General features: G+C 57.3%; 22 protein-coding genes. 9 read left to right on the forward strand and 13 right to left on the reverse strand.

Annotation, left to right across the window (positions count from 1 at the left end; translation table 11 throughout):
* Positions 1–66 precede the first annotated feature (66 nt).
* A complete protein-coding gene (locus L379_RS21005) occupies positions 67–954 on the reverse strand; it encodes a LysR family transcriptional regulator (RefSeq protein WP_032652215.1) in 888 nt (295 codons plus the stop codon).
* A gap of 102 nt (positions 955–1,056) precedes the next feature.
* Between L379_RS21005 and L379_RS21000 the strand changes: the two genes are divergently transcribed.
* Both L379_RS21000 and L379_RS20995 read left to right on the forward strand, forming a co-directional pair.
* Positions 1,057–1,467 (forward strand): CidA/LrgA family protein, encoded by a 411-nt coding sequence (locus L379_RS21000; protein WP_023302931.1) that lies wholly within the window; start codon positions 1,057–1,059, stop codon positions 1,465–1,467.
* On the forward strand, positions 1,460–2,149 hold the full coding sequence (locus L379_RS20995; protein WP_032652218.1) for an LrgB family protein: 690 nt from the start codon (positions 1,460–1,462) through the stop codon (positions 2,147–2,149). The genes L379_RS21000 and L379_RS20995 overlap by 8 nt, the downstream gene beginning before the upstream one ends.
* A 33-nt stretch (positions 2,150–2,182) precedes the next feature.
* Here the strand turns inward: L379_RS20995 and actP are convergent, their stop codons facing one another.
* From actP to acs, 3 genes are all read right to left on the reverse strand, one after another.
* On the reverse strand, positions 2,183–3,832 hold the full coding sequence (gene actP / locus L379_RS20990) for a cation/acetate symporter ActP (protein WP_032652220.1): 1,650 nt from the start codon (positions 3,830–3,832) through the stop codon (positions 2,183–2,185).
* Complete coding sequence (locus L379_RS20985) at positions 3,829–4,143, reverse strand: DUF485 domain-containing protein (protein ID WP_017382635.1); 315 nt, start codon at positions 4,141–4,143, stop codon at positions 3,829–3,831. The genes actP and L379_RS20985 overlap by 4 nt, the downstream gene beginning before the upstream one ends.
* Before the next feature lie 141 nt (positions 4,144–4,284).
* On the reverse strand, positions 4,285–6,243 hold the full coding sequence (acs, locus tag L379_RS20980; protein ID WP_032652222.1) for an acetate--CoA ligase: 1,959 nt from the start codon (positions 6,241–6,243) through the stop codon (positions 4,285–4,287).
* Positions 6,244–6,666: 423 nt separating this feature from the next.
* Here acs and gltP point away from each other — a divergent pair, with 423 nt between their 5' ends.
* Positions 6,667–7,980: a glutamate/aspartate:proton symporter GltP gene (gene gltP, locus L379_RS20975; protein WP_015570199.1), complete on the forward strand. Its 1,314-nt coding sequence runs from the start codon at positions 6,667–6,669 to the stop codon at positions 7,978–7,980.
* A gap of 80 nt (positions 7,981–8,060) precedes the next feature.
* Here the strand turns inward: gltP and L379_RS20970 are convergent, their stop codons facing one another.
* The 3 genes from L379_RS20970 to fdhF form a co-directional block, all read right to left on the reverse strand.
* Positions 8,061–8,735: a tetratricopeptide repeat protein gene (locus L379_RS20970; protein WP_015570200.1), complete on the reverse strand. Its 675-nt coding sequence runs from the start codon at positions 8,733–8,735 to the stop codon at positions 8,061–8,063.
* Positions 8,736–8,856: 121 nt separating this feature from the next.
* Positions 8,857–9,009 carry a Hok/Gef family protein gene (locus L379_RS20965; protein ID WP_023295770.1) on the reverse strand — a complete coding sequence of 51 codons (153 nt, stop codon included), beginning with the start codon at positions 9,007–9,009 and terminating at the stop codon, positions 8,857–8,859.
* 322 nt (positions 9,010–9,331) lie between these two features.
* A complete protein-coding gene (fdhF, locus tag L379_RS20960; RefSeq protein WP_080024796.1) occupies positions 9,332–11,479 on the reverse strand; it encodes a formate dehydrogenase subunit alpha in 2,148 nt (715 codons plus the stop codon).
* A gap of 256 nt (positions 11,480–11,735) precedes the next feature.
* Between fdhF and L379_RS20950 the strand changes: the two genes are divergently transcribed.
* A complete protein-coding gene (locus tag L379_RS20950) occupies positions 11,736–12,467 on the forward strand; it encodes a response regulator (protein WP_032104458.1) in 732 nt (243 codons plus the stop codon).
* Here the strand turns inward: L379_RS20950 and L379_RS20945 are convergent.
* The 6 genes from L379_RS20945 to L379_RS20920 form a co-directional block, all read right to left on the reverse strand.
* On the reverse strand, positions 12,449–13,468 hold the full coding sequence (locus L379_RS20945; protein WP_032104459.1) for a carbohydrate kinase family protein: 1,020 nt from the start codon (positions 13,466–13,468) through the stop codon (positions 12,449–12,451). The two genes, L379_RS20950 and L379_RS20945, sit on opposite strands and share 19 nt — an antisense overlap.
* Positions 13,468–14,328 carry a ketose 1,6-bisphosphate aldolase gene (locus tag L379_RS20940; RefSeq protein WP_023295772.1) on the reverse strand — a complete coding sequence of 287 codons (861 nt, stop codon included), beginning with the start codon at positions 14,326–14,328 and terminating at the stop codon, positions 13,468–13,470. The genes L379_RS20945 and L379_RS20940 overlap by 1 nt, the downstream gene beginning before the upstream one ends.
* Positions 14,329–14,338: 10 nt before the next feature.
* Positions 14,339–15,025, reverse strand: coding sequence for a D-lyxose/D-mannose isomerase (locus tag L379_RS20935; protein ID WP_017382640.1), 687 nt, complete (start codon positions 15,023–15,025; stop codon positions 14,339–14,341).
* A gap of 98 nt (positions 15,026–15,123) precedes the next feature.
* A complete protein-coding gene (locus tag L379_RS20930; RefSeq protein ID WP_003860240.1) occupies positions 15,124–16,065 on the reverse strand; it encodes an ABC transporter substrate-binding protein in 942 nt (313 codons plus the stop codon).
* 28 nt (positions 16,066–16,093) lie between these two features.
* Positions 16,094–17,089 carry an ABC transporter permease subunit gene (locus tag L379_RS20925; protein ID WP_032652224.1) on the reverse strand — a complete coding sequence of 332 codons (996 nt, stop codon included), beginning with the start codon at positions 17,087–17,089 and terminating at the stop codon, positions 16,094–16,096.
* A 2-nt stretch (positions 17,090–17,091) separates the two neighbouring features.
* Entirely contained in the window at positions 17,092–18,606 is a 1,515-nt protein-coding gene (locus L379_RS20920) for a sugar ABC transporter ATP-binding protein (RefSeq protein WP_017382641.1), read from the reverse strand.
* 181 nt (positions 18,607–18,787) lie between these two features.
* Here L379_RS20920 and L379_RS20915 point away from each other — a divergent pair, with 181 nt between their 5' ends.
* From L379_RS20915 to L379_RS20900, 5 genes are all read left to right on the forward strand, one after another.
* The gene (locus L379_RS20915) at positions 18,788–21,067 is read left to right on the forward strand and encodes a hybrid sensor histidine kinase/response regulator (RefSeq protein WP_032652227.1); all 2,280 of its coding nucleotides are present in this window, start codon (positions 18,788–18,790) and stop codon (positions 21,065–21,067) included.
* A gap of 105 nt (positions 21,068–21,172) precedes the next feature.
* Entirely contained in the window at positions 21,173–23,512 is a 2,340-nt protein-coding gene (locus tag L379_RS20910; RefSeq protein ID WP_081045824.1) for a type VI secretion system Vgr family protein, read from the forward strand.
* Positions 23,513–23,515: 3 nt separating this feature from the next.
* Positions 23,516–24,343: a DUF4123 domain-containing protein gene (locus L379_RS20905; RefSeq protein WP_032652230.1), complete on the forward strand. Its 828-nt coding sequence runs from the start codon at positions 23,516–23,518 to the stop codon at positions 24,341–24,343.
* Between the two features lie 9 nt (positions 24,344–24,352).
* The gene (locus tag L379_RS24755) at positions 24,353–24,871 is read left to right on the forward strand and encodes a DUF3304 domain-containing protein (protein ID WP_071992869.1); all 519 of its coding nucleotides are present in this window, start codon (positions 24,353–24,355) and stop codon (positions 24,869–24,871) included.
* Between the two features lie 3 nt (positions 24,872–24,874).
* On the forward strand, positions 24,875–26,659 hold the full coding sequence (locus L379_RS20900; protein WP_032652234.1) for a DUF2235 domain-containing protein: 1,785 nt from the start codon (positions 24,875–24,877) through the stop codon (positions 26,657–26,659).
* Positions 26,660–26,662: the final 3 nt, after the last annotated feature.

Genomic DNA, 26,662 nt, shown 5'->3' on the forward strand with positions numbered 1-26,662 from the left:
TGCCCGGTGGCGCTGCGCTTACCGGGCCTACGTGCTCGATCGGTACCCTCTCCCTGTGGGAGAGGGTTAGGGTGAGGGTACCCAAAACCCCTCACAGCATTGCAACCACGCCTGCGCGCTGTGCGACAGATAGACCCCTTCACGCCAGATCATCCCCAGCTGCCAGTGCAGGTCGCTCTCCAGCGGGATCCAGCGCAGCGTATTTTTATCCAGCCGCTCGCAGATCGGCTGCGGCAGAATGGCAATCCCCACGCCCGCCTGTACCATCGCCGCCAGAAAATCCCACTGACCGCTGCGCACCGCAATGCGCGGCTTTACGTTGTGCTGGTTAAACAGCGCCATCAGCTGGCGGCTTAAGGCGAAATCTTCGTTGTAAATCAGCAGCGGGTGTTCGCCGAGCAGCTCGGGTTTTACTGACTCAATCTTCAGCCAGTCGCCGGAGCGCGGCACCAGCACGCACAGCGGGTGGCTGAACAGAGGCAGCGTCGCCAGGCCGCTCTCCTCCTCCACGGGAAGGGCCGTCATGGCCACGTCCAGTTCACCGTTCATCACCGCCTGCTGCACGGTCAGGCCGCCAAATTCAGAAATTTTTAGCTCAACGCCGGTATAGCGCTGGCGAAACAGGCTTATCGGTCCGGCCATCATCATGCCGACCATCGGCGGAATACCGAGCCGCAGCAGCCCTTTTGTCAGATGGTTGATGTCCCCAAGCTCGGCCTCCAGCTGGCGGAACTCCGCCAGAATTGCCAGCCCGCGCTCGAACACCACGCGTCCGGTATCGGTCAGCAGTAGCTTGCGCCCGTCGCGGATCAGCAGGGTACAGTTCAGCTCATCTTCGAGATTTTTCAGCATCTTGCTGATGGTCGGCTGGGTTACGAATAACTTCTCCGCTGCGCGGGTAAAACTTTGCTGGCGAACCACCTCGACAAAATAGCGCAGCGTTCTTATGTCCATGATTATTCCTCGAAACTATACCTTCGATGATTTTAATTCATTTCAGTCGATACCGTACGCTCACTATACTGGCGCCTCGTCTCATTTCTGAGGAAAACCCCCATGGCCGTGGCGTTAAGCCGTGTTACGCCTGCCGTTGTGCAACGACTCCAGGTACCGGTTCAGGTACTGCTCTACGCGGGACTGTTTGTTTTCGCGGAATATCTTGTCGACTGGCTGCATCTGCCTTTACCCGCCAACCTGGTGGGGATGGTGCTGATGCTGACGCTGATCCTCTGTCGCGCGTTGCCCCTTAGCTGGGTGCGGGCCGGCGCACGCTGGCTGCTGGCGGAGATGCTGTTGTTCTTTGTGCCGGCTGTGGTGGCGGTGGTGAATTATGCCCAGTTGCTGATGGTCGACGGCTGGCGCATCTTTGCGGTTATCGCCCTGAGCACGATGATGGTGCTGGGCGCCACCGCCTGGGTGGTGGATAAAGTGTATCGCTTTGAAATCAGCAGGCAGAAGCATGACTAACTTTCAGATAAGCGTGCTGTGCCTGATTGCGACAGTCATCATCTACTTTGCCAACAAGCGCCTGTATCGCCGCTTTCGCGCGCTGCCGCTGATGCCGCTGGTCTTTACGCCGATCCTGCTGGTGCTGATGCTGGTCTTCGGCCATATCTCCTGGCAGAACTACATTGGCGAATCCCACTGGCTGCTGTGGCTGCTCGGCCCGGCGACCATCGCCTTCGCCGTACCCGTTTATGACAACCTCGCCATTATCAGACGCCACTGGATGTCGCTCAGCGCGGGTGTCGTCACCGCGACGGTGGTGGCGGTGTGCAGTTCGGTCTGGCTGGCGCGGTTGTTTACCCTGTCGGATGAAATCCAGCGCAGCCTGGCGGTGCGTTCGGTGACCACGCCGTTTGCGCTGGCAGCCGCCAAACCGCTCGGTGGCCAGCCGGATCTGGTGGCGCTGTTTGTGGTGGTGACGGGCGTCTTCGGCATGGCAGTGGGGGATGTGCTGTTTCTGCGGCTTTCCATTCGCGAAGGGATGGCGAAAGGCGCGGGGTTTGGCGCGGCGTCGCACGGGGCGGGGACGGCACGTTCGTATGAGCTGGGACAGCAGGAGGGCGTGGTCGCGAGCCTGGTGATGATGCTTTCGGGCGTCACGATGGTGCTGATTGCGCCGCTGGTGGCGTGGGTGATGTTTTAAGCTCCCCGGCCAGAGCGACCGGGGAGAAAAGGCTTAGTGCGCGCGGCCCTGCTCAACGCCCAGGCCGGTTTGCGAGCGGATAAACTGGGCGCGGAATTTTTCACGCTCCAGGTTACCCTCCGGTGAATTATCGGTGGCAGAGAAGATCCAGATCCCGATAAACGCCACGGCAATGGAGAACAGCGCCGGGTATTCATACGGGAAGATAGCGCTTTCGTGACCGAGGATCTGCACCCAGATGGTCGGGCCGAGGATCATCAGAATCACCGCCGTCAGCAGGCCCAGCCAGCCGCCGATCATCGCCCCACGGGTGGTCAGTTTTGACCAGTACATGGAGAGCAGAATGATCGGGAAGTTACAGCTTGCCGCAATCGAGAAGGCCAGCCCGACCATAAAGGCGATGTTCTGCTTCTCGAACAAAATCCCCAGCAGGATGGCGACAACGCCCAGCACCAGCACGGTGATTTTGGAGACTTTCAGCTCATCGCGCTCGCTTGCGCCTTTGCGGAAGACGTTGGCGTAGAGGTCATGCGAAACCGCCGACGCGCCGGCCAGCGTCAGCCCTGCAACCACCGCGAGGATGGTGGCAAAGGCCACGGCAGAGATAAAGCCGAGGAACAGGTTGCCGCCCACCGCGTCGGCCAGATGCACCGCCGCCATGTTGTTACCGCCGATAAGCGCGCCCGCCGCGTCTTTAAACGCCGGGTTTGCCCCCACCAGCATGATTGCGCCGAAGCCGATGATAAAGGTCAGAATGTAGAAGTAGCCCATAAACCCGGTGGCGTAGAACACGCTTTTACGCGCTTCACGCGCATCTGACACCGTGAAGAAACGCATCAGGATATGCGGCAGGCCAGCGGTACCGAACATCAGGCCGAGACCGAGCGAGAGCGCGGATATCGGATCTTTCACCAGCCCGCCCGGGCTCATGATCGCTTCCCCTTTCGGGTGGACCGCCATCGCTTCGGTAAACAGATTATTGAAGCTGAACCCGACGTGCTTCATCACCATAAAGGCCATAAAGCTGGCGCCGAACAGCAGTAGTACCGCTTTGATGATCTGTACCCAGGTGGTGGCCAGCATGCCGCCGAACAGGACGTACATCACCATCAGCACGCCGACCAGCACCACCGCGACGTGGTAGTTCAGGCCGAACAGCAGCTCGATCAGTTTGCCCGCGCCCACCATCTGGGCGATCAGATAGAGCGCCACCACCACCAGCGAACCGCAGGCGGAGAGGGAGCGAATCGGCCCCTGCTTCAGGCGATAGGAGGCGACGTCAGCAAAGGTATAGCGTCCCAGGTTGCGCAGGCGCTCGGCAATCAGGAACAGAATGATTGGCCAGCCCACCAGGAACCCGAGGGAGTAGATCAGGCCGTCATACCCGGAGGTGTACACCAGCGCGGAGATCCCGAGGAACGAGGCGGCGGACATAAAGTCCCCCGCTATCGCCAGCCCGTTCTGGAAGCCGGTAATGTTGCCGCCCGCGGTGTAGTAATCGTTACGGGAGCGTACGCGTTTCGACGCCCAGTAGGTGATGTACAGCGTCAGCACCACGAAAATCAGGAACATGATAATCGCCTGCCAGTTGGTTGGCTGGCGCTGAATCTCGCCGGTAAGGGCATCTGCCGCATGGGCAGCAAAGGGAAGTGTGGCGGCTAGCGCCGTCAGGACTCGCTTCATGATGCTTTTACCTCGCGCAGAACTTCTCTGTTAAGACGATCGAATTCACCGTTCGCACGCCAGACGTACACACCCGTGAGCACAAACGAAATGATGATCACGCCAATCCCAATCGGAATACCGCGCGTGACGCTGGTACCCTCATGCAGCGGGGTGCCCAGCCAGTGCGGCGCAAAGGCGATCAGCAGAATAAAGCCGACGTAGATAATCAGCATGATGATGGAAAGGATGAAGGCAAACCGTTGCCGTTTTTCGACGAGCTCCCTGTAGTGCGCACTATTCTCTATCTGCTGACAAATATCGTTATTCATCACAGAGTTCTCCAGAAGTAAGGTTGGTTTGTTTTTATCCCCTCTCCCCTGTGGGGAGAGGGTTAGGGTTAGGGTGAGGGGAGGAAGGTGCGGTCTGATGCCCTCACCCCGGCCCTCTCCCACGGGGAGAGGGAGAAAACACTAGGAAGGCATTGTGATGGCCTGCTTCTCTTCGAGCAGTTTGTCCACCACGCCAGGATCGGCCAGCGTTGAGGTATCACCGAGGTTACTGGTGTCGCCCGCCGCGATTTTGCGCAGGATACGGCGCATAATCTTGCCGGAACGGGTTTTCGGCAGCGAGTCGGTCCAGTGCAGCACGTCCGGCGTGGCAAGCGGGCCGATCTCTTTACGCACCCAGTTGCGCACCTCGGTATACAGCTCTGGCGACGGCTCTTCGCCGTGGTTCAGAGTGACGTAGGCGTAGATCGCCTGGCCTTTGATGTTGTGAGGAATGCCGACAACCGCCGCTTCGGCAATTTTCGGATGCGACACCAGCGCAGACTCAATCTCCGCCGTGCCCAGACGGTGGCCGGAGACGTTCAGCACGTCGTCCACGCGTCCGGTGATCCAGTAATAACCGTCTTCATCCCGGCGCGCGCCGTCGCCGCTGAAGTACATGTTTTTGAAGGTCGAGAAGTAGGTCTGCTCGAAGCGCTCATGGTCGCCGAACAGGGTACGCGCCTGGCCAGGCCAGGAATCGACGATCACCAGGTTGCCTTCGGTAGCGCCTTCCTGCGGATTGCCTTCGTTATCCACCAGCGCAGGCTGCACGCCGAAGAACGGACGGGTGGCCGAACCGGCTTTCAGCTGCGTGGCGCCCGGCATCGGGGTGATCATGAAGCCGCCGGTTTCGGTCTGCCACCAGGTATCCATCACCGGGCACTTCTCGTTGCCGATCTTCTTCCAGTACCACTCCCAGGCTTCGGGGTTGATCGGCTCGCCCACGGAGCCGAGGATACGCAGGGAAGAGCGGTCGGTCCCTTCGATGGCTTTATCTCCTTCTGCCATCAGCGCGCGGATCGCCGTTGGCGCGGTGTAGAGAATGTTGACCTGATGCTTATCAACCACCTGGCACATACGCGCCGGGGTCGGCCAGTTCGGTACGCCTTCAAACATCAGCGTTGTTGCGCCACAGGCCAGCGGGCCGTACAGCAGGTAGCTATGACCGGTCACCCAGCCCACGTCGGCGGTACACCAGTAGATGTCGCCCGGATGGTAGTCGAAAACGTATTTAAAGGTGGTGGCCGCGTAAACCAGATAGCCGCCGGTGGTATGCAGCACGCCTTTCGGCTTACCGGTGGAGCCGGAGGTATAAAGGATAAACAGCGGATCTTCCGCGTTCATCTCTTCAGGCTGATGCTGGTCGCTCGCGTTTTCAATCAGATCGCTCCACCACAGGTCGCGCCCCTCGTGCCAGTCGATTTTGCCGCCCGTGCGTTTGAAGACAATGACGTTACTGATGGATTTCACGTTCGGGTTTTTCAGCGCTTCATCAACGTTTTTCTTCAGCGGAATACCGCGCCCGGCGCGCACGCCCTCGTCAGCGGTGATCACCAGCTTCGAATTCGAGTCGACAATACGCCCGGCAACCGCCTCCGGCGAGAAACCGCCGAAGATAACGGAGTGGATCGCACCGATGCGCGCGCAGGCCAGCATAGCCACGGCGGCTTCCGGCACCATTGGCATATAGATCGCCACCACATCGCCTTTTTTAATGCCCTGGGCCAGCAGCACGTTGGCAAAGCGGCACACGTCGCGATGAAGTTCGTTATAGGTGATATGTTTACTCTGAGAGGCATCGTCGCCTTCCCAGATGATGGCCGTTTCGTTGCCGCGTTCAGCAAGATGGCGGTCCAGGCAGTTCGCCGCCAGGTTCAGCGTGCCGTCTTCATACCATTTAATGGAGACGTTGCCCGGCGCGAAAGAGGTGTTCTTTACCTTCTGATAAGGTTTGATCCAGTCGAGGATGTGGCCCTGCTCACCCCAGAACGCGTCAGGGCTGGAAACGGACTGCTGGTATTTCTCCTGGTATTGCTCCGGGCTTATCAGGCAACGGTCCGCAATGTTTGCGGGAATGTCGTGTTTGTGTATTTGGCTCATGGCTTTTTTTCTCCTTGTAAGATGTTAATAATATGTCGCAAAAACGTTAATAGTAGGGGCTTTACAAGCTTTGTTTAGTATTTGGGCGACAGATCACGCAATGTCTGAAGAGTATGAAAATTGAGCGAATGAAACTTTGAAGGGAAATAATTCACCTGAAGAATTATTCACTTTTTTGAAGTGAAAATATTTTGTATAACAAATGGTTATTTATGCGAATTGCTATAAATTGCCGTCAATGACACTTTTTGCAGTGAAATGCCTTGTTCTTTAAGGCTTGCGCAGCATGCCGTGCAAATGATACTCATACGGCGCGTTAAAAAATCCCATAAACCAACGCAACACAATTCATACCCTTTCAGTATGTCTCCATATTCATGCAGTTTTGATGGTACGGAGATTTCATTGAGGAAGTCAGTTTCTATGAAAAATTTGAAAGTCAGCCTGGCCTGGCAGATCCTGCTGGCCCTTGTGCTGGGCATCTTGCTGGGCAGTTACCTCCATTATCATAGCGACAGCCGCGAGTGGCTGATTGCGAACCTTCTCTCCCCTGCGGGCGATATCTTTATTCATCTGATCAAGATGATTGTTGTGCCGATTGTGATCTCGACGCTGGTGGTCGGTATCGCGGGTGTCGGTGATGCGAAACAGTTAGGCCGCATCGGCGTTAAAACTATTCTCTATTTCGAAGTGATCACCACGGTTGCCATCGTTCTTGGCATCACCCTGGCGAATGTGTTCCAGCCTGGTGCCGGGATCGATATGTCACAGCTGGCGACGGTGGATATTTCGAAATACCAAAGCACAACCGCCGATGTGCAGAGCCATTCGCATGGACTGATGGGGACTATTCTCTCGCTGGTGCCGACCAACATTATCGCGTCCATGGCGAAGGGCGAGATGCTGCCGATCATCTTCTTCTCGGTACTCTTTGGTCTGGGGCTTTCTTCCCTGCCCGCGACGCACCGTGAACCGCTGGTCACCGTGTTCCGATCTGTCTCCGAAACCATGTTCAAAGTCACCCACATGGTGATGCGTTATGCGCCGGTCGGGGTATTCGCGCTGATTGCGGTGACCGTAGCGAACTTCGGCTTTGCCTCCCTGTGGCCGCTGGCGAAGCTGGTGATTCTGGTGCACTTCGCGATTCTGTTCTTCGCGCTGGTAGTGCTGGGCATTGTGGCGCGCCTGTGCGGGCTCAGCATCTGGATCCTGATCCGCATCCTGAAGGATGAGCTGATTCTGGCCTACTCCACGGCAAGCTCCGAGAGCGTGCTGCCGCGTATCATTGAGAAGATGGAGGCCTACGGTGCGCCGGCGTCCATTACCAGCTTCGTGGTGCCAACGGGTTACTCCTTTAACCTGGATGGTTCGACGCTGTATCAGAGTATTGCGGCAATCTTTATCGCGCAGCTGTACGGCATTGACCTGTCGCTGTGGCAGGAGATCGTGCTGGTTCTGACGCTGATGGTGACTTCAAAAGGCATCGCAGGCGTGCCGGGCGTCTCCTTCGTGGTGCTGCTGGCGACGCTGGGCAGCGTCGGTATTCCGCTGGAAGGCCTGGCGTTTATTGCCGGTGTGGACCGTATCCTAGACATGGCGCGTACTGCGCTGAACGTGGTGGGTAATGCGCTGGCGGTGCTGGTAATCTCCAAGTGGGAACACAAGTTCGACCGTAAAAAAGCGCTGGCGTATGAACGCGAGGTGCTGGGTCGTTTTGATAAAACGGCTGACCAGTAACATTCTAAGCCCGGTGGCGCTGCGCTTACCGGGCCTACGGGTTTTGTAGGCCGGGTAAGGCGAAGCCGCCACCCGGCACGTTACTCCCCGCTCAACGCATCAAACTCTTCACACCCGGTATCAAACCCTTCGGTACAGCTCAGGTTTAACCAGTAAAGCGCTTTCTGCTTATTCGGTGTGATAAAGCCTTTCTCACCCTGCCTGAACAGCATTCCTGCCCAGTACTCCGCATAGCCCGTCCGGGACAGAGCCGAACTCCGCTTGAACCACGACGCGGCCTGCACGTCATCCTGAGGGACTTCAACGCCGTTGGCATAGATCAGCCCCAGCAGCTGTTGCGCGTCTACCGCCGAGTCGCTATCGATGTCTTCGGTCGCCGATTGCAGCAGTGCGATGGCCTGCGGGTAGTCGGTTTTGCCCGCCTGCGTGTTCACCAGCACCCGCGCCAGCATGATCGCGCCGCGTTTGCTGCCCGCAATGTTTGCCTGCTGGGCCAGGGCTTTGGCCTGAGCATAGTCGCCCTGCGAAAAGTGGATTTGCGACAGCAGCGCCATGGCGTCGACATCACCGCCTTTTGCCGCTTTTTCCGCCCACAGCGCCGCCTGCGCGCTGTCGCCGGAACTGAACCAGGTATCGGCAAGATAATACTGCGCGCGCGCATCGCCCGCTTCAGCCTGCTTTTTATACTGGCTGCCTATCTCATCGGCATGGGCAAACGCGGTTAAAAATAACAACATCAGAAAAAGGGTTTTCATGGATTCTTATCATCTGGGTACACGCCGCGCAGTATAATCGCGGTGACAGAAGAAAAAAACGGGTGCGTTAAGACCTCAGCATCCCACAAGCCGGGCGGAACACGCGTTCCGCCCGAAGAGGTTAGCCTGCGTTACAGGCTAATTTCGCCGCCACCTCCTGATGTTCACTCTTTATTGAAAACTCACATAACTTATCGCGAGTAATAAAGGTAAAGATCACTATCGTCAGGCAAATAATAAAGACGATGCCTAACGTAGTTTTTAATGGCGTCATGCCTTTTACTCCTTGTGTAAAAAAGAATAAGAGGCTACTCTCAACCTGTTGGTAGTTGAGGGAGTAGCCTCGGGTAAATGAAAATTTCCCGGGGCTTCCTACTTTCTGTCCCTCAACAATGCTCAAGACAGAAAGTCTTAAGCACCCGCCGCATATCTTATCTCGCTGAATTAAAATGCAAAGATGTAATTCTTTTTCGCACGAATTACATTATTTCTGCGAGCCGCTTTCCAGTATAACAATTGATATTTTTAATGTGTTAAGCGGAAATAAAAAGGAAGTGAATATCTCACTCCCTTTATTCATCGATTAATTAACGGCATCAACCCATTGCGCTTTCACGCAGGCGGGCTTTCAGCTTGTTATATTCGTCGATCACATACTGTTCCGCAGCGTGTTGATCCGCAATGGGCTCCACGTTTACGGCGCAGTATTTATACTCCGGCGTTTTGGTTATCGGGCTTAAGTTCTCCGTCACCAGCTCGTTACAGGCGCCAATCCACCACTGGTAGGTCATATAGACTGCCCCTTTGTTCGGACGGTCGCTGACCTGCGCGCGGGTAATGATGCGGCCCTTACGCGAGTTCACCCACACCAGCGCTTCATCTTCAATACCGAGCCGTTCGGCATCGGCGGTGTTGATCTGCGCGTAGCCCGGTTCATCCGCCAGCGCCGCCAGCGCGGCGCAGTTGCCGGTCATGGAGCGGCAGGAGTAGTGGCCCACTTCACGCACGGTGGAGAGCACCATCGGATACTCGTCGGTGAGCTTATCGATCGGCGCGACCCAGTCGCAGGTGAAGAACTGCGCCAGCCCGTTCGGGGTGTCGAACTTCTCTTTAAAGAGGTATGACGTCCCCTGATCGGATTCTGATTCATCCCGGCACGGCCACTGGATGTAGCCCAGCTCACCCATTTTTTCATAGGTTGCCCCATAAAAGTCCGGGCACAGATGCCGCAACTCGTCCCAGATCTCCTGGGTGTTGTTGTAGTGCATCGGGTAGCCCATGCGGGTGGCGATTTCGCTGATGATCTGCCAGTCCGTTTTCAGATCCCACTTCGGCTCGACGGCCTTGAAGAAGCGCTGGAAGCCGCGGTCTGCCGCCGTATAGACACCTTCATGCTCGCCCCAGGAGGTCGACGGCAGAATCACATCCGCCGCCGCCGCGGTTTTGGTCATAAAGATATCCTGAACAATCACCAGCTCCAGATCCTCAAAGCCTTTGCGCACCGCAGACAGTTCGGCGTCGGTCTGGAGCGGATCTTCACCCATGATGTAGGCCGCACGTACTTCACCGTGCGCCGCGCGGTGCGGCAGCTCGCTGATGCGGTATCCGGTGTGTGCCGGCAGACTTTCCACGCCCCAGGCCTTCGCAAACTTCTCGCGGTTTTCCGGGAATTTGACGTACTGGTAGCCCGGATAGGTGTCCGGCAGCGCGCCCATATCACACGCACCCTGCACGTTATTCTGACCACGCACCGGGTTCACGCCCACATGCGCTTTACCCAGATTGCCGGTCAGCATGGCGAGGCTGGTGAGCGAGCGCACGGTTTCCACGCCCTGGTAGAACTGGGTCACGCCCATGCCCCACAGAATGGCGGCGGTTTTCGCTCCGGCGTACATCCGCGCCGCCTGGCGGATCTCCTGCGCGCTGACGCCGGTTATCGCCTCTACTGACTCCGGCGTATAGCCTTCGACAATCTTGCGATACTCTTCAAACCCTTCCGTACGGCTCGCGACAAACGCCTGGTCGTAGAGGTTCTCCTCAATAATGACATGCCCCATCGCATTCAACAGCGCGATGTTCGAGCCGTTTTTCAGTGCGATGTGCATATCCGCAATGCGCGCGGTTTCAATTTTACGCGGATCGCAGACGATGATTTTCGCCCCGTTCTGTTTGGCGCGAATAACGTGATTCGCGACGATAGGGTGAGAATCCGCCGGGTTATAGCCGAAGATGAACACCAGATCGGTGTTATCTATCTCATTGATGGCATTACTCATTGCGCCGTTACCGACCGACTGGTGCAGACCTGCAACCGATGGGCCGTGTCAGACGCGAGCGCAGCAGTCGACGTTATTGGTACCAATAACGGCGCGCGCGAATTTTTGCATCACATAGTTGGTTTCATTCCCGGTTCCGCGTGAGGAGCCGGTGGTCTGAATCGCATCCGGGCCATACTTGGCCTTGATGGCGCTGAGGCGCGTGGCGACGTAATCCAGCGCTTCATTCCAGGAGACGGCTTCCAGCTTGCCGCCGCGCTCGCGGCGGATCATAGGGGTTTTCAGGCGCGGCGTGAGGATTTGGGTATCGTTAATAAAATCCCAGCCGTAGTACCCTTTCAGGCACAGCGTGCCCTGATTGGTTTTACCCTGCGCCGCTTCCGCCCGGACGATTTTGCCGTTATCGACCACCAGGTGGATCTTGCAACCTGAGGCACAATAAGGGCAAACCGTGACGACTTTTTTCATCACTTTGCTCCAGTTAAACAGTTCTTACCTGCCCAATATGCAGCTTCTATGCCATGTTTTTATTATGGGTATTTCCTGACTTTACGACCCTTTGCGGGGCAAAACCCTGACGAAAAACAGCCAATCGTCAAAATTGACGTGTCGAAAGGGCAGGGGATGTGACATGGATTGAATTTCCGTCACGTAAAAAACAATTCGGCTGGAGCCAGCGGCAGAATGGTTCAGACTTAACATAATTCCCTGACGGAAGCATGCGATGAAACCGGCGATTCTGGTGGTTGATGATGATGTCGCAGTCTGCGAACTGCTACAGGATGTGCTCAGCGAGCACGTCTTTACCGTGCTGACGTGTCACACCGGTCAGGACGCGGTGAACCGTGTCCAGCAGGATCCCGGCATTGCGCTGGTTCTGCTGGACATGATGCTGCCGGATATCAACGGATTACAGGTTTTGCTGCAACTGCAAAAGCAGCGACCATCGCTACCGGTGGTGATGCTGACGGGGCTGGGAAGTGAATCAGATGTGGTCGTCGGGCTCGAAATGGGCGCCGATGATTACATCGGAAAACCGTTCAATCCGCGCGTGGTGGTCGCCCGCGTTAAGGCGGTGCTGCGTCGAACCGGCGCGCTGGACGCGGAGCCTGCCGCGCCGCGCGTTGAAGGTATTGCCTTTAACGGCTGGACGCTGGACACCACCCGCTGCGAGCTGAGCGATCCGCAGCGTAATACCGTGCCGTTAACCCAGGGCGAATACGGCCTGCTGCTGGCATTAACGCAAAACGCCCGCCGGGTACTGAGTCGTGAACAGCTGCTGGAGCTGACCCACAGCGAAAGCGCCGAGGTCTTTGACCGCACTATCGACGTGTTGATCATGCGGCTACGGCGAAAAATTGAGGTCAATCCGCACCAGCCTTTGCTGATCAAAACCATTCGCGGTCTGGGCTATGTTTTTGCCACGGACGTTTCCCATCATGAGAAAGCCGCCTGACCGTTCTCCTGAATAAACGCCTGAAGCTCGGCCAGCGTTTTCGCGCCGTCAATCGCATTGGCCGCCAGCAGGCTGGCCCGCGCGCAGGCGTGCGCCAGATAAATACTCTCGGTAAGCGACAGCGATTCATGGCAACCGTATAAAAAGCCTGCGCAAAACGCGTCGCCCGCACCGACGCTGCCGATAATCTCGTCCTGCGTCAGCTTCCACGAAGGAACCCATTGCCCTTTTTCACCCGGCGCTTCACCCCATGCCCCTTCCGGACAGTGGATCACTACCCGCTGCCGCACGCCTGCCGCCAGCAACTGTGCGGCAGCGTCGGCGATATGGACCATGTTCAGCGCACCATGACTGTCGCGGATCTCAAGCCCGCTAAACTCACCAGCTTCCAGCTCGTTAATCACCAGATAATCAAGATGGCGCAGGGCAGGGAGCACCAGCGGCTGATAGCGCGGATCGCCCTTGCGGGAGACCAGATCGAGCGAGGTTTCATACCCCTGATCGCGCATCTGTGCCAGTAACCGCGCGCTGCGGGTGCCAAACTCCTCGTCCGGCATGTCCAGGCTGTCGAGCAGCAGCAGATAGCCGAGATGGAAGATCTTCAGCGATCCGTCTAAACGATCGAAGGCGGGAAGATCCAGCAGGCGGTTGGCGCCCGGCGAGTGGAAAAAGGTGCGCTGTCCGCTGGGGTCGGTCATCACCTGCGACATCGACGTTGGGGCGAACGTCGTGCGCTGCACGCGCTGGCGATTGACGTGATACTGGTCGAGCATCGCCAGAATATAGTCTCCGTCGCTGTCTTCTCCAATCAGCCCCACCGCCTGTAACGGCAGGCCGACGTGCATTTTCGCCAGCGTCAGCAGAACGTTGAGCGGCGCACCGCCGGTTGAGCGTTCACTGTGGGTGATTTCCGCCAGCCAGCCGCGCTCCGGCCACTGCACGATCTGATGAACGTGATCCACCAGCATGTTGCCTGCGGCGATAATCCCTTTGCGTTCCATTATGCCTGCCCCGCGCTGCCGAAGATGCGCATCTGCTCCGCGACCGTATCGGTAATGGCCTCTTCAATGCCCAGCAGCAGTTCGGCAAACTCATCGTACAGCGGCTGGCGGTTTGCCATGCGCTGCTCAACGGCGGCGAGCGCGGCCTGCGACATGCCGGTATAGAAGTTGATTTTATGAATGCCCAGCTCGATGGCGCGGCGGAAGTCGGCATCGCTGATGCCAGAGCCGCCGTGTAACACCAGCGGCAGGCCCGTCTGCTGGCGAATGGCGTCCAGACGGGGGAAATCAAGCTTCGGCTCGCCCTTGTATTTGCCGTGCGCGTTGCCAATGGCGACCGCCAGCGCGTCGATACCGGTTAAATCGACAAACTCGCGCGCCAGCTGTGGGTCGGTAAAGAACGCTTCATCCGCATGCCCATACAGTGCGCCGCCTTCATCTCCGCCGACTGCGCCCAGCTCCGCCTCCACCGAGACGCCCACCGCGTGGCACATCTTCACCACTTCCCGGGTCTGGCGGATATTTTCCTCATAGCTCAGCGTCGAGCCGTCGAACATCACCGAGCTGAACCCTAAGCGCAGGGCGCGCACGACGGCCTCAAAATGCAGCCCGTGGTCGAGGTTCAGCACCACGGGAATATCGTGACGGGCGGCTTCGAACTTCACCGCTTCAACAAGCGACTCCAGAGACACGTACTTAAAATGCACTTCGGCGATGTTGATGATAAACGGCGAGCGTTCCTGCTTCGCGGCGGCAAACAGCGCGCGCAGAAAATGGGAGTCGAGAACGTTGAACGCGCCCAGGGCGTAGCGGTGTTCTCTGGCGTGTGCCAGACCGTCGGCAAGAGAAATCAATGGCATCATTCACTCCTTATATCCGAAACAGGTTGTACTCGTTGCACAGCACCAGCACCGCCGGTTCGTCTTCTTCGATGGTGTTGTAGCGATCGATGGGCTGTAAAAAGTGGTTGTCGTGTTCATCGTCATTGACCGACGACACTTCGCCCACCAGCACGTCGCCAAAGCCGCGTTCACCCCAGAAACTGTGGTACAGGCCGGGCGTCAGGCAGATGCTCTCCCCTGGCGTGAGGCGCAGCTGGCTGCCGGGCGCGTGCGTCTGCCGACAGCCGTCTATCGTGACGATCACGTCGGTGTTTTCGGTCTCCTCATGCGCGCCCGCATTCCATAACTCAATAATCAGATTCCCGCCGCCGCGGTTGATGATGTCCTCCCGCTTGCGCCAGTGGAAATGCATCGGCGTCACCTGGCCGTCGCGCACGTGCATGATTTTTTCGGCATAGCACTTCTCATAAGGCACGCCGTTGGGGGAGCCGTTGCGCAGGGTGAACAGCGTCAGCCCCTGTGCGGCAAAGTGGTTGCCGCCAAACGCCGTCACGTCCCAGCCGAGCCTGAGGTCGAACACCTCCTGCCAGGCGGCCTGGTCAAGCTGCTGCCATTTTGTTGGCGGAAAGCTGGCAAACGGCGGGAGATGCACGTCGTGCATGGAGAAGAACTGCCGCGTGTGGCCGAGGATTTCATTGATGTCGGAGCGTTTCATGGGGACTCCTTGCGTTTTATGCCACCCCCTCACCCCGGCCCTCTCCCTCAAGGGAGAGGGGGAGAGGGTTAGGGTGAGGGCATCAGGCCGCACCGGGGTTACTTAACCGTCCACCCCTTATACGTGCCGACGTTCTTTTTATCGATCATCGTCACCGGGATCAGCACAGGCTCTTTCGGCGCAGGTTTGCCCTGAAGAATGTCATAGCCGATCTCCACCGCCTTCGCCGCCATCACCTGCGGATCCTGCGCCGGCGTCGCCACAAACAGGGAGTTTTCGCGCTTCAGAGCTTCTTCACCGTCCGGGCTGCCATCCACGCCAACGATAAAGAACTCATTACGTTGAGCCTGTTTCGCCGCCAGATCGGCACCGATCGCCGTCGGATCGTTAATTGCGAATACGCCGTCGATCTTCGGATTGGCCGCCAGCAGGGAGGTCATGACCTCCAGTCCGCCTTCGCGGCTGCCTTTGGCGTTCTGATTATCCGAAAGCACTTTGATATCCGGGTGGCGCCTGAACTCGGTCTGGCAGCCCTCCACGCGGTTTTGTACCGCAGAAACCGGCGGCCCGTTGATGATCACCACGTTGCCTTTACCTTTCAGGCGGTCGGTTATGTACTTACAGGCCATCTCCCCCGCCTGGGTGTTATCGGAGGTGATGGTCGCATCAGCCCCTTCCGCCGCCACGTCAACCGCCACGACCACGATCCCTGCCTCTTTGGCGCGTTTTACCGCCGGGCCGATCCCTTTGGAATCCGCGGCGTTGAGGATGATCATGTCCACTTTCGCCGCAATGAAGTTATCGATCTGCGACACCTGCTGGCCCAGATCGTACCCGCTGGAGACCAGCGTCACCTTGACGTTATCTCCCGCCAGCTTGCGCGCTTCCAGCTCGGCACCTTTGGTGATCTGCACGAAGAACGGGTTAGCCAGGTCGCCCACCGTCACGCCGATGGACTTCAGATCTTTTGCCTGCGCAAACGGGGTTGCGGCCAGCAGCGCGCCAGCACAGAGCGCGGTCACTAAGGGCTTCAATCTCATGCTGTATTCCTCACGTAGGGTATTGTTGTTATGCACTTTGATGGTGTCGGGTACGGTATTTGTCGATCAGCACCGCTATGATGATCACCGCCCCTTTGATCACCAGCTGCCAGAAGTAGGAGACGCCCATCAGCGTCATGCCGTTGTTGAGGGTGGCGATGATCAATGCGCCGACCAGCGTGCCGGTGATCGTGCCGATCCCGCCGACGAAGCTGGTTCCGCCGAGGATCACCGCCGCAATCGCATCCAGCTCGTACCCCGTGCCGAGGTTGCCGTTGGCGCTGTAGAGGCGCGAGGCGCTCATCACGCCGCCTAATCCCGAGAGCAGGCCGCTCGTGCCGTAGACAAACAGCAGCACCAGCCAGACCTTGATGCCGGTTAAGCGTGCCGCCTGCATATTGCCGCCGACCGCATAGATGTGAACGCCGAGGGTTGTGCGACGCAGAATAAACCAGCACACCACAATCACCGCCAGGGCGATCACCACCAGCCACGGAATCGGGCCGAGGTAGTTGTTGCCGATCCACTCGAAGTTAATGTTGGAGTTAATGACCGTCGTGCCGTCCGCCAGCAGATACGCCGCGCCGCGCAGTGCCGTATAGGTGCCGAGCGTGACGATAAACGGCGGCAGCCCGGCGAAGGCCACCAGCGCGCCGTTGAACAGCCCCAGCACCATACCGAGCATCAGCGCCGCCGGAATGGAGAGCATCGCAAATTCCGGGATAAGCGAGACCACCATCGCCGCTACCGCCGTAGTACCCAGAATCGAGCCCACAGAGAGGTCAATCCCGCCGGTCAGGATGATGAAGGTCATCCCCGCCGCCAGCACGATGTTGATCGACGCCTGCCGGGTAATATTCAGCAGGTTGCTCTCGGTGAAAAAGTTCGGGGCGATAAAGCCAAATACCGCCACAATCAGGATTAAAATTGGCAAAATGCCGATCGTTTGCATCAGATCGCTCATCAGCATTTTTTTGGCGGAGGCGGATTTCGCCACCTGCTGCGGATGGGTTGGAGTTGTCATAATTACACCGCCTGATGATGTGTGTCGTTCACGCCGGTTGCCAGCGTCATGATGTTTTCCTGAGAGATGTCGCGTCCGTGGAGTTCACCCGCGATGCTGCCTTCCCGCATCACGTACACCCGGTCGCTCATGCCCACCACTTCCGGCAGCTCGCTGGAGATCATCAGAATCGCCACGCCTTTGCGCGCCATCTGGTTCATGATGCGGTAGATCTCGCTTTTCGCGCCGACGTCCACCCCACGCGTGGGCTCGTCCAGAATCAGAATGCGCGGGCCTATCGCCACCCAGCGGGAGATCAGCAGCTTTTGCTGGTTGCCGCCGGAGAGCCCGCCCGCGCGCACCTGAGAATGCGGCACGCGGATATTGAGCAGGGCGATGGCGTCATCGGAAATAGACTGCGCTTTTTTGCGGTTCAGCCAGCCGAAGGTGGCGTCGCGCTCCAGCGTCGCCATGGTGATGTTCTCCTGCGCCGCCAGCTCCAGAAACAGCCCCTGCTCCTTGCGGTTCTCGGTAAGAAAACCGATGCCGTTTTCAATGGCCGCGCGCGGGGAGTGGATCACCACCGGTTCGCCGTCGACCTCGATCATGCCGCCGGTGGCTTTGCGCACGCCGAAGATCAGCTGCGCCAGCTCGGAGCGACCGGCCCCGACCAGCCCCGCCAGCCCGACGATTTCACCGGAGCGAACCTGCAAACTGCACGGCAGCACTTTTTTGCCATCTGTCAGGTGGTGTACGTTCAGACGCGGGCTGCCGAGCGGAATATCGCGCTCTTTGTTAAACAGATCGCTGAGCGGGCGGCCCACCATCATGCGCACCAACTCAGAGGCATTCAGCTTGTCGCGCGTCAGGCTGCCGACGTACTGCCCGTCGCGCAGGACGCTGACGCGATCGGAAAGCTCATACACTTCCGCCATGCGGTGGCTGATGTAGATAATCGCCATCCCTTCATCGCGCAGGCGCAAAATCAGTTCGAACAGACGGTGGGTTTCGCGCGAGGAGAGGGCGGCGGTGGGTTCATCCATCACCAGAATACGGCTGTTGCGGTGCAGCGCGCGGGCGATCTCCACCTGCTGCTGCTCGGCGATGGTCAGCTTCATGACCAGGTCGGTGGCGCTGAACTGCGCGCCCAGACGGTCAATGACCGCCTGCGCCTGGGCAGCCATCTCTTTGCGCTGGACCAGCCCGCCGCGCGACAGCTCGCTGCCGAGAAAAATGTTTTCCGCCACGGTCAGGTTAGGAGCAAGCTGCATCTCCTGATAAATCAGGGTAATGCCTGCGGCCAGCGCATCCTTCGGCCCTTTGATGTGAAACGGCTGACCGTCGATGAGGATGTCGCCGCTGCTGGCGGTATAGGCGCCTGCGAGGATCTTCATCAGCGTGCTTTTTCCGGCGCCGTTTTCCCCCATCAGCGCGTGGATCTCACCGGGGAAAACCGTCAAATCCACACCCTTGAGCGCGTGGAAATTGCCAAACGTCTTGGCAATATTGCGCATCTCTAAAACCGGGGTTCTGCTCATGGCGGATCTCCTGTGAATGTCGATATCTGCACTTCATCACAGGTGCGTAAATGCAAAATGTCAGAAGCTGTTCATATTTGTCATAGTTATGAATAGCTAATCGCCATCACATTTTCCTTTTCCCTCTCCCTGTGGGAGAGGGCCAGGGTGAGGGCACCAAACCGCAGAGGAGCCCAAACCCATGTCTTCACGCCCCCCGTTCTTCACCAGCGCCCGCGGTCGCCTGCTGATATTTAACCTGCTGGTGGTGGCGGTAACGCTGATGGTAAGCGGCGTGGCGGTGCTCGGCTTTCGTCATGCCAGCCAGATCCAGGAGCAGGTGCAGCAGCAAACGCTGGATGATATGACTGGCAGCATGAACCTCGCGCGTGATACCGCGAATGTGGCGACGGCGGCGGTGCGGCTGTCGCAGGTAGTCGGTGCGCTGGAGTACAAAGGCGAAGCTGAACGGCTGAAACAGACGCAGATGGCGCTGCGCCACTCGCTGGAGCAGCTTGCCGATGCGCCGCTGGCGCAGCAGGAGCCCGCGCTGGTGGCGCGTATTATTCGCAGGAGCAATGAGTTACAGCAGAGCGTGACGGGAATGCTGGAGCGCGGGCAAAAACGGCATCTGGAGCGTAACGCGCTGCTCAGCGCGCTGTATCAAAGCCAAAGCTACCTGCGTCATTTGCAGGATATCAACCGCCGTTACGCGAGCAATGTGCCAGACGCCCGGCAGCTTGCAGAGATGGACAGGCTGATCGTTGCCGCCATTGATACCCCTTCACCGCGCGCCACGGTGCAGCAGCTGGATGCAGTAACCGCGATGTTACCCGCGAGCGCCCTGCAACCGGTGGTCAACCTGGTGCTCCCGGATTTTAATGATGAGCTGCGCAAGCTCGCGCCACTGTCGAAGCAGCTGGAAGAGAGCGATCTGTCCATCAGCTGGTACATGTTCCACATCAAGGCGCTGGTGGCGATATTAAACCGCGACATTAATCAGTACGTTGAACAGGTGGCGCAGGCCTCCCGGCTGCGTACCGCCCAAAGCCACCAGGAGCTGCGCTCCATCAGCGTGTTTATCAGCGTCTTCGCGGTGCTGGCGCTGATCATCACCGGCTGCGCCTGCTGGTATATTTACCGCAATCTGGGATCCAACCTGACGGCTATCTCAAGGGCAATGTCGCGCCTCGCTCACGGCGAGCAGGATGTGTCGGTGCCCGCGCTACAGCGGCGTGATGAGCTGGGGGAACTGGCACGCGCGTTTAACGTTTTTGCCCGCAATACCGCTTCGCTGGAGCACACCACGCGGCTACTGAAGGAGAAGACCTCGCAGATGGAGGTCGACCGCATCGAACGTCAGGGGCTGGAGGAGGCGCTGCTGCACAGCCAGAAAATGAAGGCGGTCGGGCAACTGACGGGCGGGCTGGCGCATGATTTTAATAACCTGCTGGCGGTGATTATCGGCAGTCTGGAGCTGACCGATTCAGCGTCACCGGACGCGCCGCGCATCACTCGTGCGCTCAAAGCCGCGGAACGCGGGGCCATGCTCACCCAGCGTCTGCTGGCCTTCTCGCGCAAGCAATCCCTGCAACCCCATGCGGTAGAGATGAAGCCGCTGCTGGAGAACCTGAGCGAGCTGATGCGGCACTCGCTTCCCGCCACGCTGACGCTGGATATTGAAGCGCAAACCCCGGCCTGGCCCGCATGGATTGACGTCAGCCAGCTGGAAAACGCCATTATCAACCTGGTGATGAACGCCCGTGATGCAATGGAGGGGCAAAATGGTGTGATCAAAATCCGCACCTGGAACCAGCGTGTGACCCGCAGCGACGGGCGCAGGCAGGATATGGTCGCGCTGGAGGTGATTGACCACGGCTGCGGGATGTCGCAGGAGGTGAAATCGCAGGTCTTTGAACCGTTCTTCACCACCAAACAGACCGGCAGCGGCAGCGGGTTAGGGCTGTCGATGGTGTACGGCTTTGTGCGTCAGTCCGGGGGGCGCGTTGAGATCGAAAGCGCGCCGGGGCAGGGAACCACCGTGCGGCTCCAGCTGCCGCGTTCGACGCTGCCCGCGTTCTCCGATGATGCCGCGCTGGCGACCACGGCCCCGGCAGAGAGTGAGCTGCTTGTGCTGGTCCTGGAAGATGAGGCGGGCGTGCGGCAGACCCTGTGCGAGCAACTGCACCAGCTTGGCTACCTGACGCTTGAAGCCGAAAACGGCGAGCAGGCGCTGAACATGCTGGACGCATCGCCGGATATCGGCATGTTTATCAGCGACCTGATGTTGCCGGGCGGCCTGAGCGGCGCGGAGGTGATCGGCCATGTACGCAGCCACTATCCGCAGTTGCCGGTGCTGCTGATCAGCGGACAGGATTTGCGCCCGGCGCATAACCCGCAGCTGCCGGACGTTCAGTTACTGCGAAAACCGTTCACCCGCGCACAGCTGGCGCAGGCGCTGCGCAAGGTGATGGTAATTTGAGATTGCCCATTCTTTTCAGAATTTAACACCTGTTTCAGCTATTTACAGTGCTGTTTCGCCATGTAACCATCCTCGCTTAACCTCATTTTAAACAAGGTCTTTGTTATGGATAACTGGCTGGCGCTCTTCGACGGACAGACCCGTTACACCCTGGACATTGCGGACTCCCGCGTCACGCCCGACGTGCTGCGTTTTAAGGGCCGCGAGGCGCTCAGCGAGCCCTTCCGCTGGACCATCGACTTCACCACCCCGCAGAATAATCTCGCCCCCGAAGAGGTACTGATGAAGTACGCTACCCTGCGCATGCGCAGCGGGAAGGCAGTGCACGGCATCATCACCCGTCTGGAGTGGCTTTCCACCACTGCCGACCAGTCGCATTACCGGGTGGAGCTGAGCTCCCGTCTGGCGCTGCTCAGCCGCACCCGCCAGTGCCGCATTTTCCAGCACCAGGCCGTACCGGAGGTGGTGGAGCAGGTTCTGCGTCAGCACGGGCTGGAAGGGCCGGACTTTGAGTTTCGTCTGGAGCGCAGCTATCCGGCGCGTGAACTTATCACCCAGTGGCAGGAGACGGATTTGCAGTTTATCCAGCGCATTCTGTCAGAGGTGGGGATTTACTGGCGTACGGAGATGGTTGATGTGCGCGGTCTGGATACGTACATTTTTGCCGACAGCCAGCTTAACTACCGGTTTGACGTGCGCCTGCCGTACCGCGAGCCGTCGGGACTTTTCGACGGCGCGGCAGAATCGGTGTGGGATGTGCGGACCTGGCACAACATCGCTACCGGTACCGTCGCCACACGGGATTACAACTACCGGACCGCCACCACGCCGATGGATGCGACGGTCAGCGTACGCAGTGATGCGGTGACGACGGGTGAGCACTACCGTTACAAAGCGCCGTACCGGGAAGCGGGCGACGACAGCGACCCGGAGCCGGAAACCGAATCCGGCGCATTTTATGCCCGGCTTCATCACGAGCGGGAACTCAATAAATCAGCCCGCATTCACCTGTTCAGCAACGCCTCACTCCTCGCGCCCGGTCAGGTGCTGGAGCCGCAGGGCGATGTCATTACGGCCCTGAAAGAGGGGGTCATCCTCACGCTGGTGACCTTCCGGGGAGCGCGGGATTCCCGCCTGCACGTGTCGGTATGGGGCATGCCCTACACTGAGCGCTACTGTTTCCGCCCGGCGGAAATCCCGCGCCCGGAAATTCACGGCACGCTTCCGGCCCGCATTGAGAGCCGGGAGAAGAACGATATCTACGCTCACCTGGACCCGCAGGGCCGCTACCGGGTGAAGCTGGACTTTGACCGGGAAGGGACAGAGCCGGGCTACGGCTACCTGTGGCTGCGGATGGCGAAGCCGTATGCCGGAGAGACGTACGGCTGGCACACCCCGCTCACCGACGGCACGGAAGTGGCGATAGCGTACAGCAACGGTGATATTGACCTGCCGTATATCTCCCATGCCCTGCACGACTCAGAGCACCCGGACCCCGTCACCCGCGACAACCACACCCGCAACGTGCTGCGCACACCCGCGAACAACAAGCTGCGGATGGAGGATAAGCGCGGCGAGGAGCATATCAAACTTGCCACGGAGTACGGCAAAACGCAGCTTAACACTGGCCACCTGGTGGATGCTCAGGGAAAGACCCGCGGTCAGGGCACAGAACTGAGCACCGATGAGTGGGGAACCCTGCGGGCAGGGAAAGGACTGTTTGTTGCTGCGGATGCTCAGATGAAAGCGCAGGGTGATGCGCTGGACAGGGATGCCGCGCTGAAGGAAATCGACCGGCTTAATCAGCAACTGCAACAGCTGGAAATCGCGGCAGAGCAGGCGCAGGCGCTGAAAGCTGACGTGGACAGCCAGATACAGATGTTTGAGCAGCGCCTGAAGCCCCTTAATGAAACCCTGCTGTTCTCTGCCCCGGAAGGCGTTGCCGTGACCAGCGGAGAGCACATGCAGATGACGGCCACAAAAAACGTCTCCATCAACGCCGGGGGCGATATCAGTACCGGCGTCATGGGCAACATGACGGCGCTGGCGGGGGAAAAGCTCGGGCTGTTTGCCAGAACCGGACAACTGAGCCTGAAGGCCAGTGAAGGCCCGGTGGAGATGCAGGCGCAGAACGGGAAAATGCAGCTGTTCGCGGAGAAAAAGCTCACCCTGTCGTCCGCGAGTGACATCACGTTTGCGGGCAAGAAGCGCATCACCCTGATTGGTGGCGGGAGCTACCTGCGGCTGGAGGCGGGGAGAATTGAGTACGGCACGACGGCGATGTATATACGGAAGGTTAAACGAACAATGGCGGCAGCCCCAGCCACAATGCCGCTATCCATACCGCTTCTCCCTGGTCAGTATCCACCACTTAATGGCAAGATATGTATTGAGTGTCTCCTCAATGCCATTAAAGCCAACGACACTATCGTGCAGGGAGCGTAGTCAATGGATGTCACAAAAATGATGCATATGCTACCTGAATCAACTCACACCCATCTCTTTCTGTTGCTGGAAGGTGGTGCGCAAACATCGGACGCTTTTCAGGCTTTTTATAACGAACATGCGTCATCTCTGTATTCACTTTATCTCCATCCGCAAGTTGCAGAATTCAGAAACTATGGCCCCTGGTTATTTGCTTTAGAAAATAAGGAGGCGCTACAGCGTTATATTTATTCTATGCCAGGTTTAGTGGCTGTTATTGCCTCTTCACGTTCAGGATGCGCTTTAGCCGTTCAGCTTTCCGCGGCATGCACAATTATTTCGCCTGATGGATCAGCGACTTTAGTGCGTTTTTATACCCTTGATGCCATGAATCTGCTGACGAGCTGTAACGATCGGGAATGGTACAGTATGTTATTCAGAGGGGTTTCACAGTGGTGGACATCTGGAGAAAATGGATGGCATCCAGTAGATATTCCCCCTTCACGGGTAATAAATGCGAGAGACAGCACCATACGATTGAATAAAGAAGAATGGCTATATATCGCGGATGAACCGGTTGTGACTAGTGTGTTAACCGCATGGCAAAAGTTGCCCTCCAGCAAGCATTTTTCTCCTTGCGCACAACGCGATATGGTCAAAAAAGCACTGAGCAAAGCCTGCGAAGCGAAAATGAAAGCGGGCACAGAACAAAAACTGTATGCCCTTTTTTATCTTACTGCTGGTAAAAAGTTCGTGGAGTCTGGATCGATACAATCTGCATTAGAAGATGTGGCTCAGGGAAAAATCTCGCTGGAGCAAGTCTTAAAAAATAACATTCAACATCAGGGATGAAAATAAACCATGGGTTTTTTCAGTGCGTATAAAAGAATAGACGGTGCGGTTAACCGGGGTTATGCCCGCTGGGGAAAATGGCTCTGGGGTGCACTGTTACTGCCGGTAGTGATATATCTTGGCTGGTCGGTGTGGGCTGCGGTCTGGGGACCACCATCGGGGCCGGTAACGCTGATAATTCACAGTGAAATTGACAGGCCAATAAGAGGATTTAGTGTAAATGGCGTGGCGGGTGCGAATGCATATGCTTATGGCGGAGGCGGAGCCACCTGCTGTGGAAGCATCAGTGGAGATAAAGCAGAAATTATCTGGACTGTCGATTACACACTTGCGCAATATAAAGCGGGTGTGCGAACAGAAGTCCACAAAAAAATATTTCCCATGCCGCAGCGCCAGTGGGGCGAAAACTATCTTCATGTCTATTTCCTGCCTGAAAATAATGTCCGGTTATGGTGGAGTACCGGATTCAATCATCCTGACTCTCACGATATTAAAGACCAAACTACAGAATTAAATAAAGGAAGATAATATATGGATATTGAAAGTCTTATTGCCGCAGCAAATCGGGCCCAGCAGGCAGAAGATGCAGGTTTAGGTAATTGCTCGCGGATATGGCATGTGGGGTTCTTTTTTGATGGGATCCATCGGAATATTGAACAGGATGCACCGGAGCATCGTCTCAGCAATATTGCGCGTTTATTTCGTGCATTTCCTGATGATGCACAAAAAACAAACAAAGAGTACCACTCAAAATTTTATATTTCTGGCCTGGGTACTCCTTTTAATGAAACTCTCGTTGAAAAACTTCACACTATCATGGACAGCGGTCTGGGCAGTATAAAAGATAATTTAAAAGAACAGCCCGGTGAAATGGCTAAAGAAGCGGCCTGGGATTCCATAAAAGGCAACAACTGGTACGAGATATTCAAAAATCAGGGAAAGAAACTTCTTAACCCTACAGAATGGAAAAAACTGGCTTCCGATACGGCAAAGAAAGCGGTTAAAAAAGTCAGTATCGAAGCAACCCCCTGGCTTCGTGATAACCCTGCGATAGCAGATATGCTGGTAACGGGTGCTGATACCCGTATTGCATCGACCAAAATATCGTTTGAAGAGGGATATAAGGAAGCCGTTAAAAAAAGCCCGGTGCCCATTAAACTCATTTCTGTCTCCCTTTTCGGTTTTGACCTCGGCGCTACCCTGGCACGTAAATTCCTGGACAGTCTGCTGAAAGATATCTGTAAGAAAGAGGGGGATAAATACACCTACCAGGGCATACCCGTCGATATCGTCTTTACCGGCCTGTTTGACTGCTCGCGACGCACGTCGGCCAGCAACAACAACGGCGTGGATTACTTTATCTCTGCGTTTGGCGGGCCGATAAAAGGGATTAGCGTGTTGCTGGGGGACAAGTCCATCGATCAGGACACCCCCTTGCCAAAGGTAGTGAAGAAAAGCCTGCACCTGGTTGCCGCCCACGAGACCCGCGTCTGGCGCTGCCTGTACCGCACCGGCAATAACCCGGCGCATATGGAAGAACTCTATCCCGGGTGCGCGGAGGATATCGGCGGGGGCCTGACACCGGACGAACAAAAGCCCAGTGCGGAACTCTGTCGCGTGGCGTTGCACAGAATGTACCGTGAGGCGACCATGGCGGGCGTGCCTTTCCCTGATTTTCAGACGCTGAATGAAAGCAACCCCGTAGTTGCTGAATATTTCATCATCCAGGATAACGTTAAAAACCGGTCCGTCCTTCAATGGGCAGAAGCATACCGGAGTGCATTGCCCTTTTCCTCATTAAGCACCGCATGCCAGAACCGTCATCTGGACAGCTATATCGACTGGCTGGGCCGTCAGTACTATCAGTACCGCACGGAATGTATGAAATATGAAAAACAGCGCGGGGACACGCTGGCCTCTGCTGGCGCATCGGCAGGGTTTGCAGGCATCACGCAGGAGGCGAAAGAGACCGCCGGGCAGTACGCAAATGAACTGTCAGTATTACAACAAAACTGGGGCTGGCTTGATGACTTGAAGGATGCGGCCATAAGAATGCGAAACAGTATGGAACAGGACCCCATGGACAAACGCAGGGAAATCGTTCCGAACGTGTACGGGCCTGCGCTGTGGCGTGCGAAGCGATTTCTTGACTATTCCCATGCAGCATACCTCGGTAAGCCCCAGCCGATTCCCATAGATACGGTTCCGCCAGAAATGTATGCGTGGTTTGTACACGACCTGCAAACCGTTGAAAAAGGAACGGGTATCTCGCAGGACTTTTTTGTGATTCGCTCAATGGAAATGCCTGAAGCCTGATGA

It is taken from the genome of Enterobacter sp. MGH 33, from assembly GCF_000534535.1.
Lineage (GTDB): Bacteria > Pseudomonadota > Gammaproteobacteria > Enterobacterales > Enterobacteriaceae > Enterobacter > Enterobacter hormaechei_C.

Excerpts from the sequence above, each read along its gene's own strand:
- L379_RS20950 (WP_032104458.1), top strand. The coding sequence starts at position 11,736 with ATGAAACCGGCGATTCTGGTGGTTGATGATGATGTCGCAGTCTGCGAA.
- L379_RS20945 (WP_032104459.1), bottom strand. The coding sequence starts at position 13,468 with ATGGAACGCAAAGGGATTATCGCCGCAGGCAACATGCTGGTGGATCAC.
- L379_RS20915 (WP_032652227.1), top strand. The coding sequence starts at position 18,788 with ATGTCTTCACGCCCCCCGTTCTTCACCAGCGCCCGCGGTCGCCTGCTG.
- L379_RS21005 (WP_032652215.1), bottom strand. The coding sequence starts at position 954 with ATGGACATAAGAACGCTGCGCTATTTTGTCGAGGTGGTTCGCCAGCAA.
- L379_RS20935 (WP_017382640.1), bottom strand. The coding sequence starts at position 15,025 with ATGAAACGCTCCGACATCAATGAAATCCTCGGCCACACGCGGCAGTTC.
- L379_RS20995 (WP_032652218.1), top strand. The coding sequence starts at position 1,460 with ATGACTAACTTTCAGATAAGCGTGCTGTGCCTGATTGCGACAGTCATC.
- acs (WP_032652222.1), bottom strand. The coding sequence starts at position 6,243 with ATGAGCCAAATACACAAACACGACATTCCCGCAAACATTGCGGACCGT.
- L379_RS20965 (WP_023295770.1), bottom strand. The coding sequence starts at position 9,009 with ATGACGCCATTAAAAACTACGTTAGGCATCGTCTTTATTATTTGCCTG.
- L379_RS20920 (WP_017382641.1), bottom strand. The coding sequence starts at position 18,606 with ATGAGCAGAACCCCGGTTTTAGAGATGCGCAATATTGCCAAGACGTTT.
- L379_RS20970 (WP_015570200.1), bottom strand. The coding sequence starts at position 8,735 with ATGAAAACCCTTTTTCTGATGTTGTTATTTTTAACCGCGTTTGCCCAT.
- L379_RS24755 (WP_071992869.1), top strand. The coding sequence starts at position 24,353 with ATGGGTTTTTTCAGTGCGTATAAAAGAATAGACGGTGCGGTTAACCGG.
- L379_RS20905 (WP_032652230.1), top strand. The coding sequence starts at position 23,516 with ATGGATGTCACAAAAATGATGCATATGCTACCTGAATCAACTCACACC.
- L379_RS20925 (WP_032652224.1), bottom strand. The coding sequence starts at position 17,089 with ATGACAACTCCAACCCATCCGCAGCAGGTGGCGAAATCCGCCTCCGCC.
- gltP (WP_015570199.1), top strand. The coding sequence starts at position 6,667 with ATGAAAAATTTGAAAGTCAGCCTGGCCTGGCAGATCCTGCTGGCCCTT.
- L379_RS20985 (WP_017382635.1), bottom strand. The coding sequence starts at position 4,143 with ATGAATAACGATATTTGTCAGCAGATAGAGAATAGTGCGCACTACAGG.
- L379_RS20930 (WP_003860240.1), bottom strand. The coding sequence starts at position 16,065 with ATGAGATTGAAGCCCTTAGTGACCGCGCTCTGTGCTGGCGCGCTGCTG.
- L379_RS20900 (WP_032652234.1), top strand. The coding sequence starts at position 24,875 with ATGGATATTGAAAGTCTTATTGCCGCAGCAAATCGGGCCCAGCAGGCA.
- L379_RS20940 (WP_023295772.1), bottom strand. The coding sequence starts at position 14,328 with ATGCCATTGATTTCTCTTGCCGACGGTCTGGCACACGCCAGAGAACAC.
- actP (WP_032652220.1), bottom strand. The coding sequence starts at position 3,832 with ATGAAGCGAGTCCTGACGGCGCTAGCCGCCACACTTCCCTTTGCTGCC.
- L379_RS20910 (WP_081045824.1), top strand. The coding sequence starts at position 21,173 with ATGGATAACTGGCTGGCGCTCTTCGACGGACAGACCCGTTACACCCTG.
- L379_RS21000 (WP_023302931.1), top strand. The coding sequence starts at position 1,057 with ATGGCCGTGGCGTTAAGCCGTGTTACGCCTGCCGTTGTGCAACGACTC.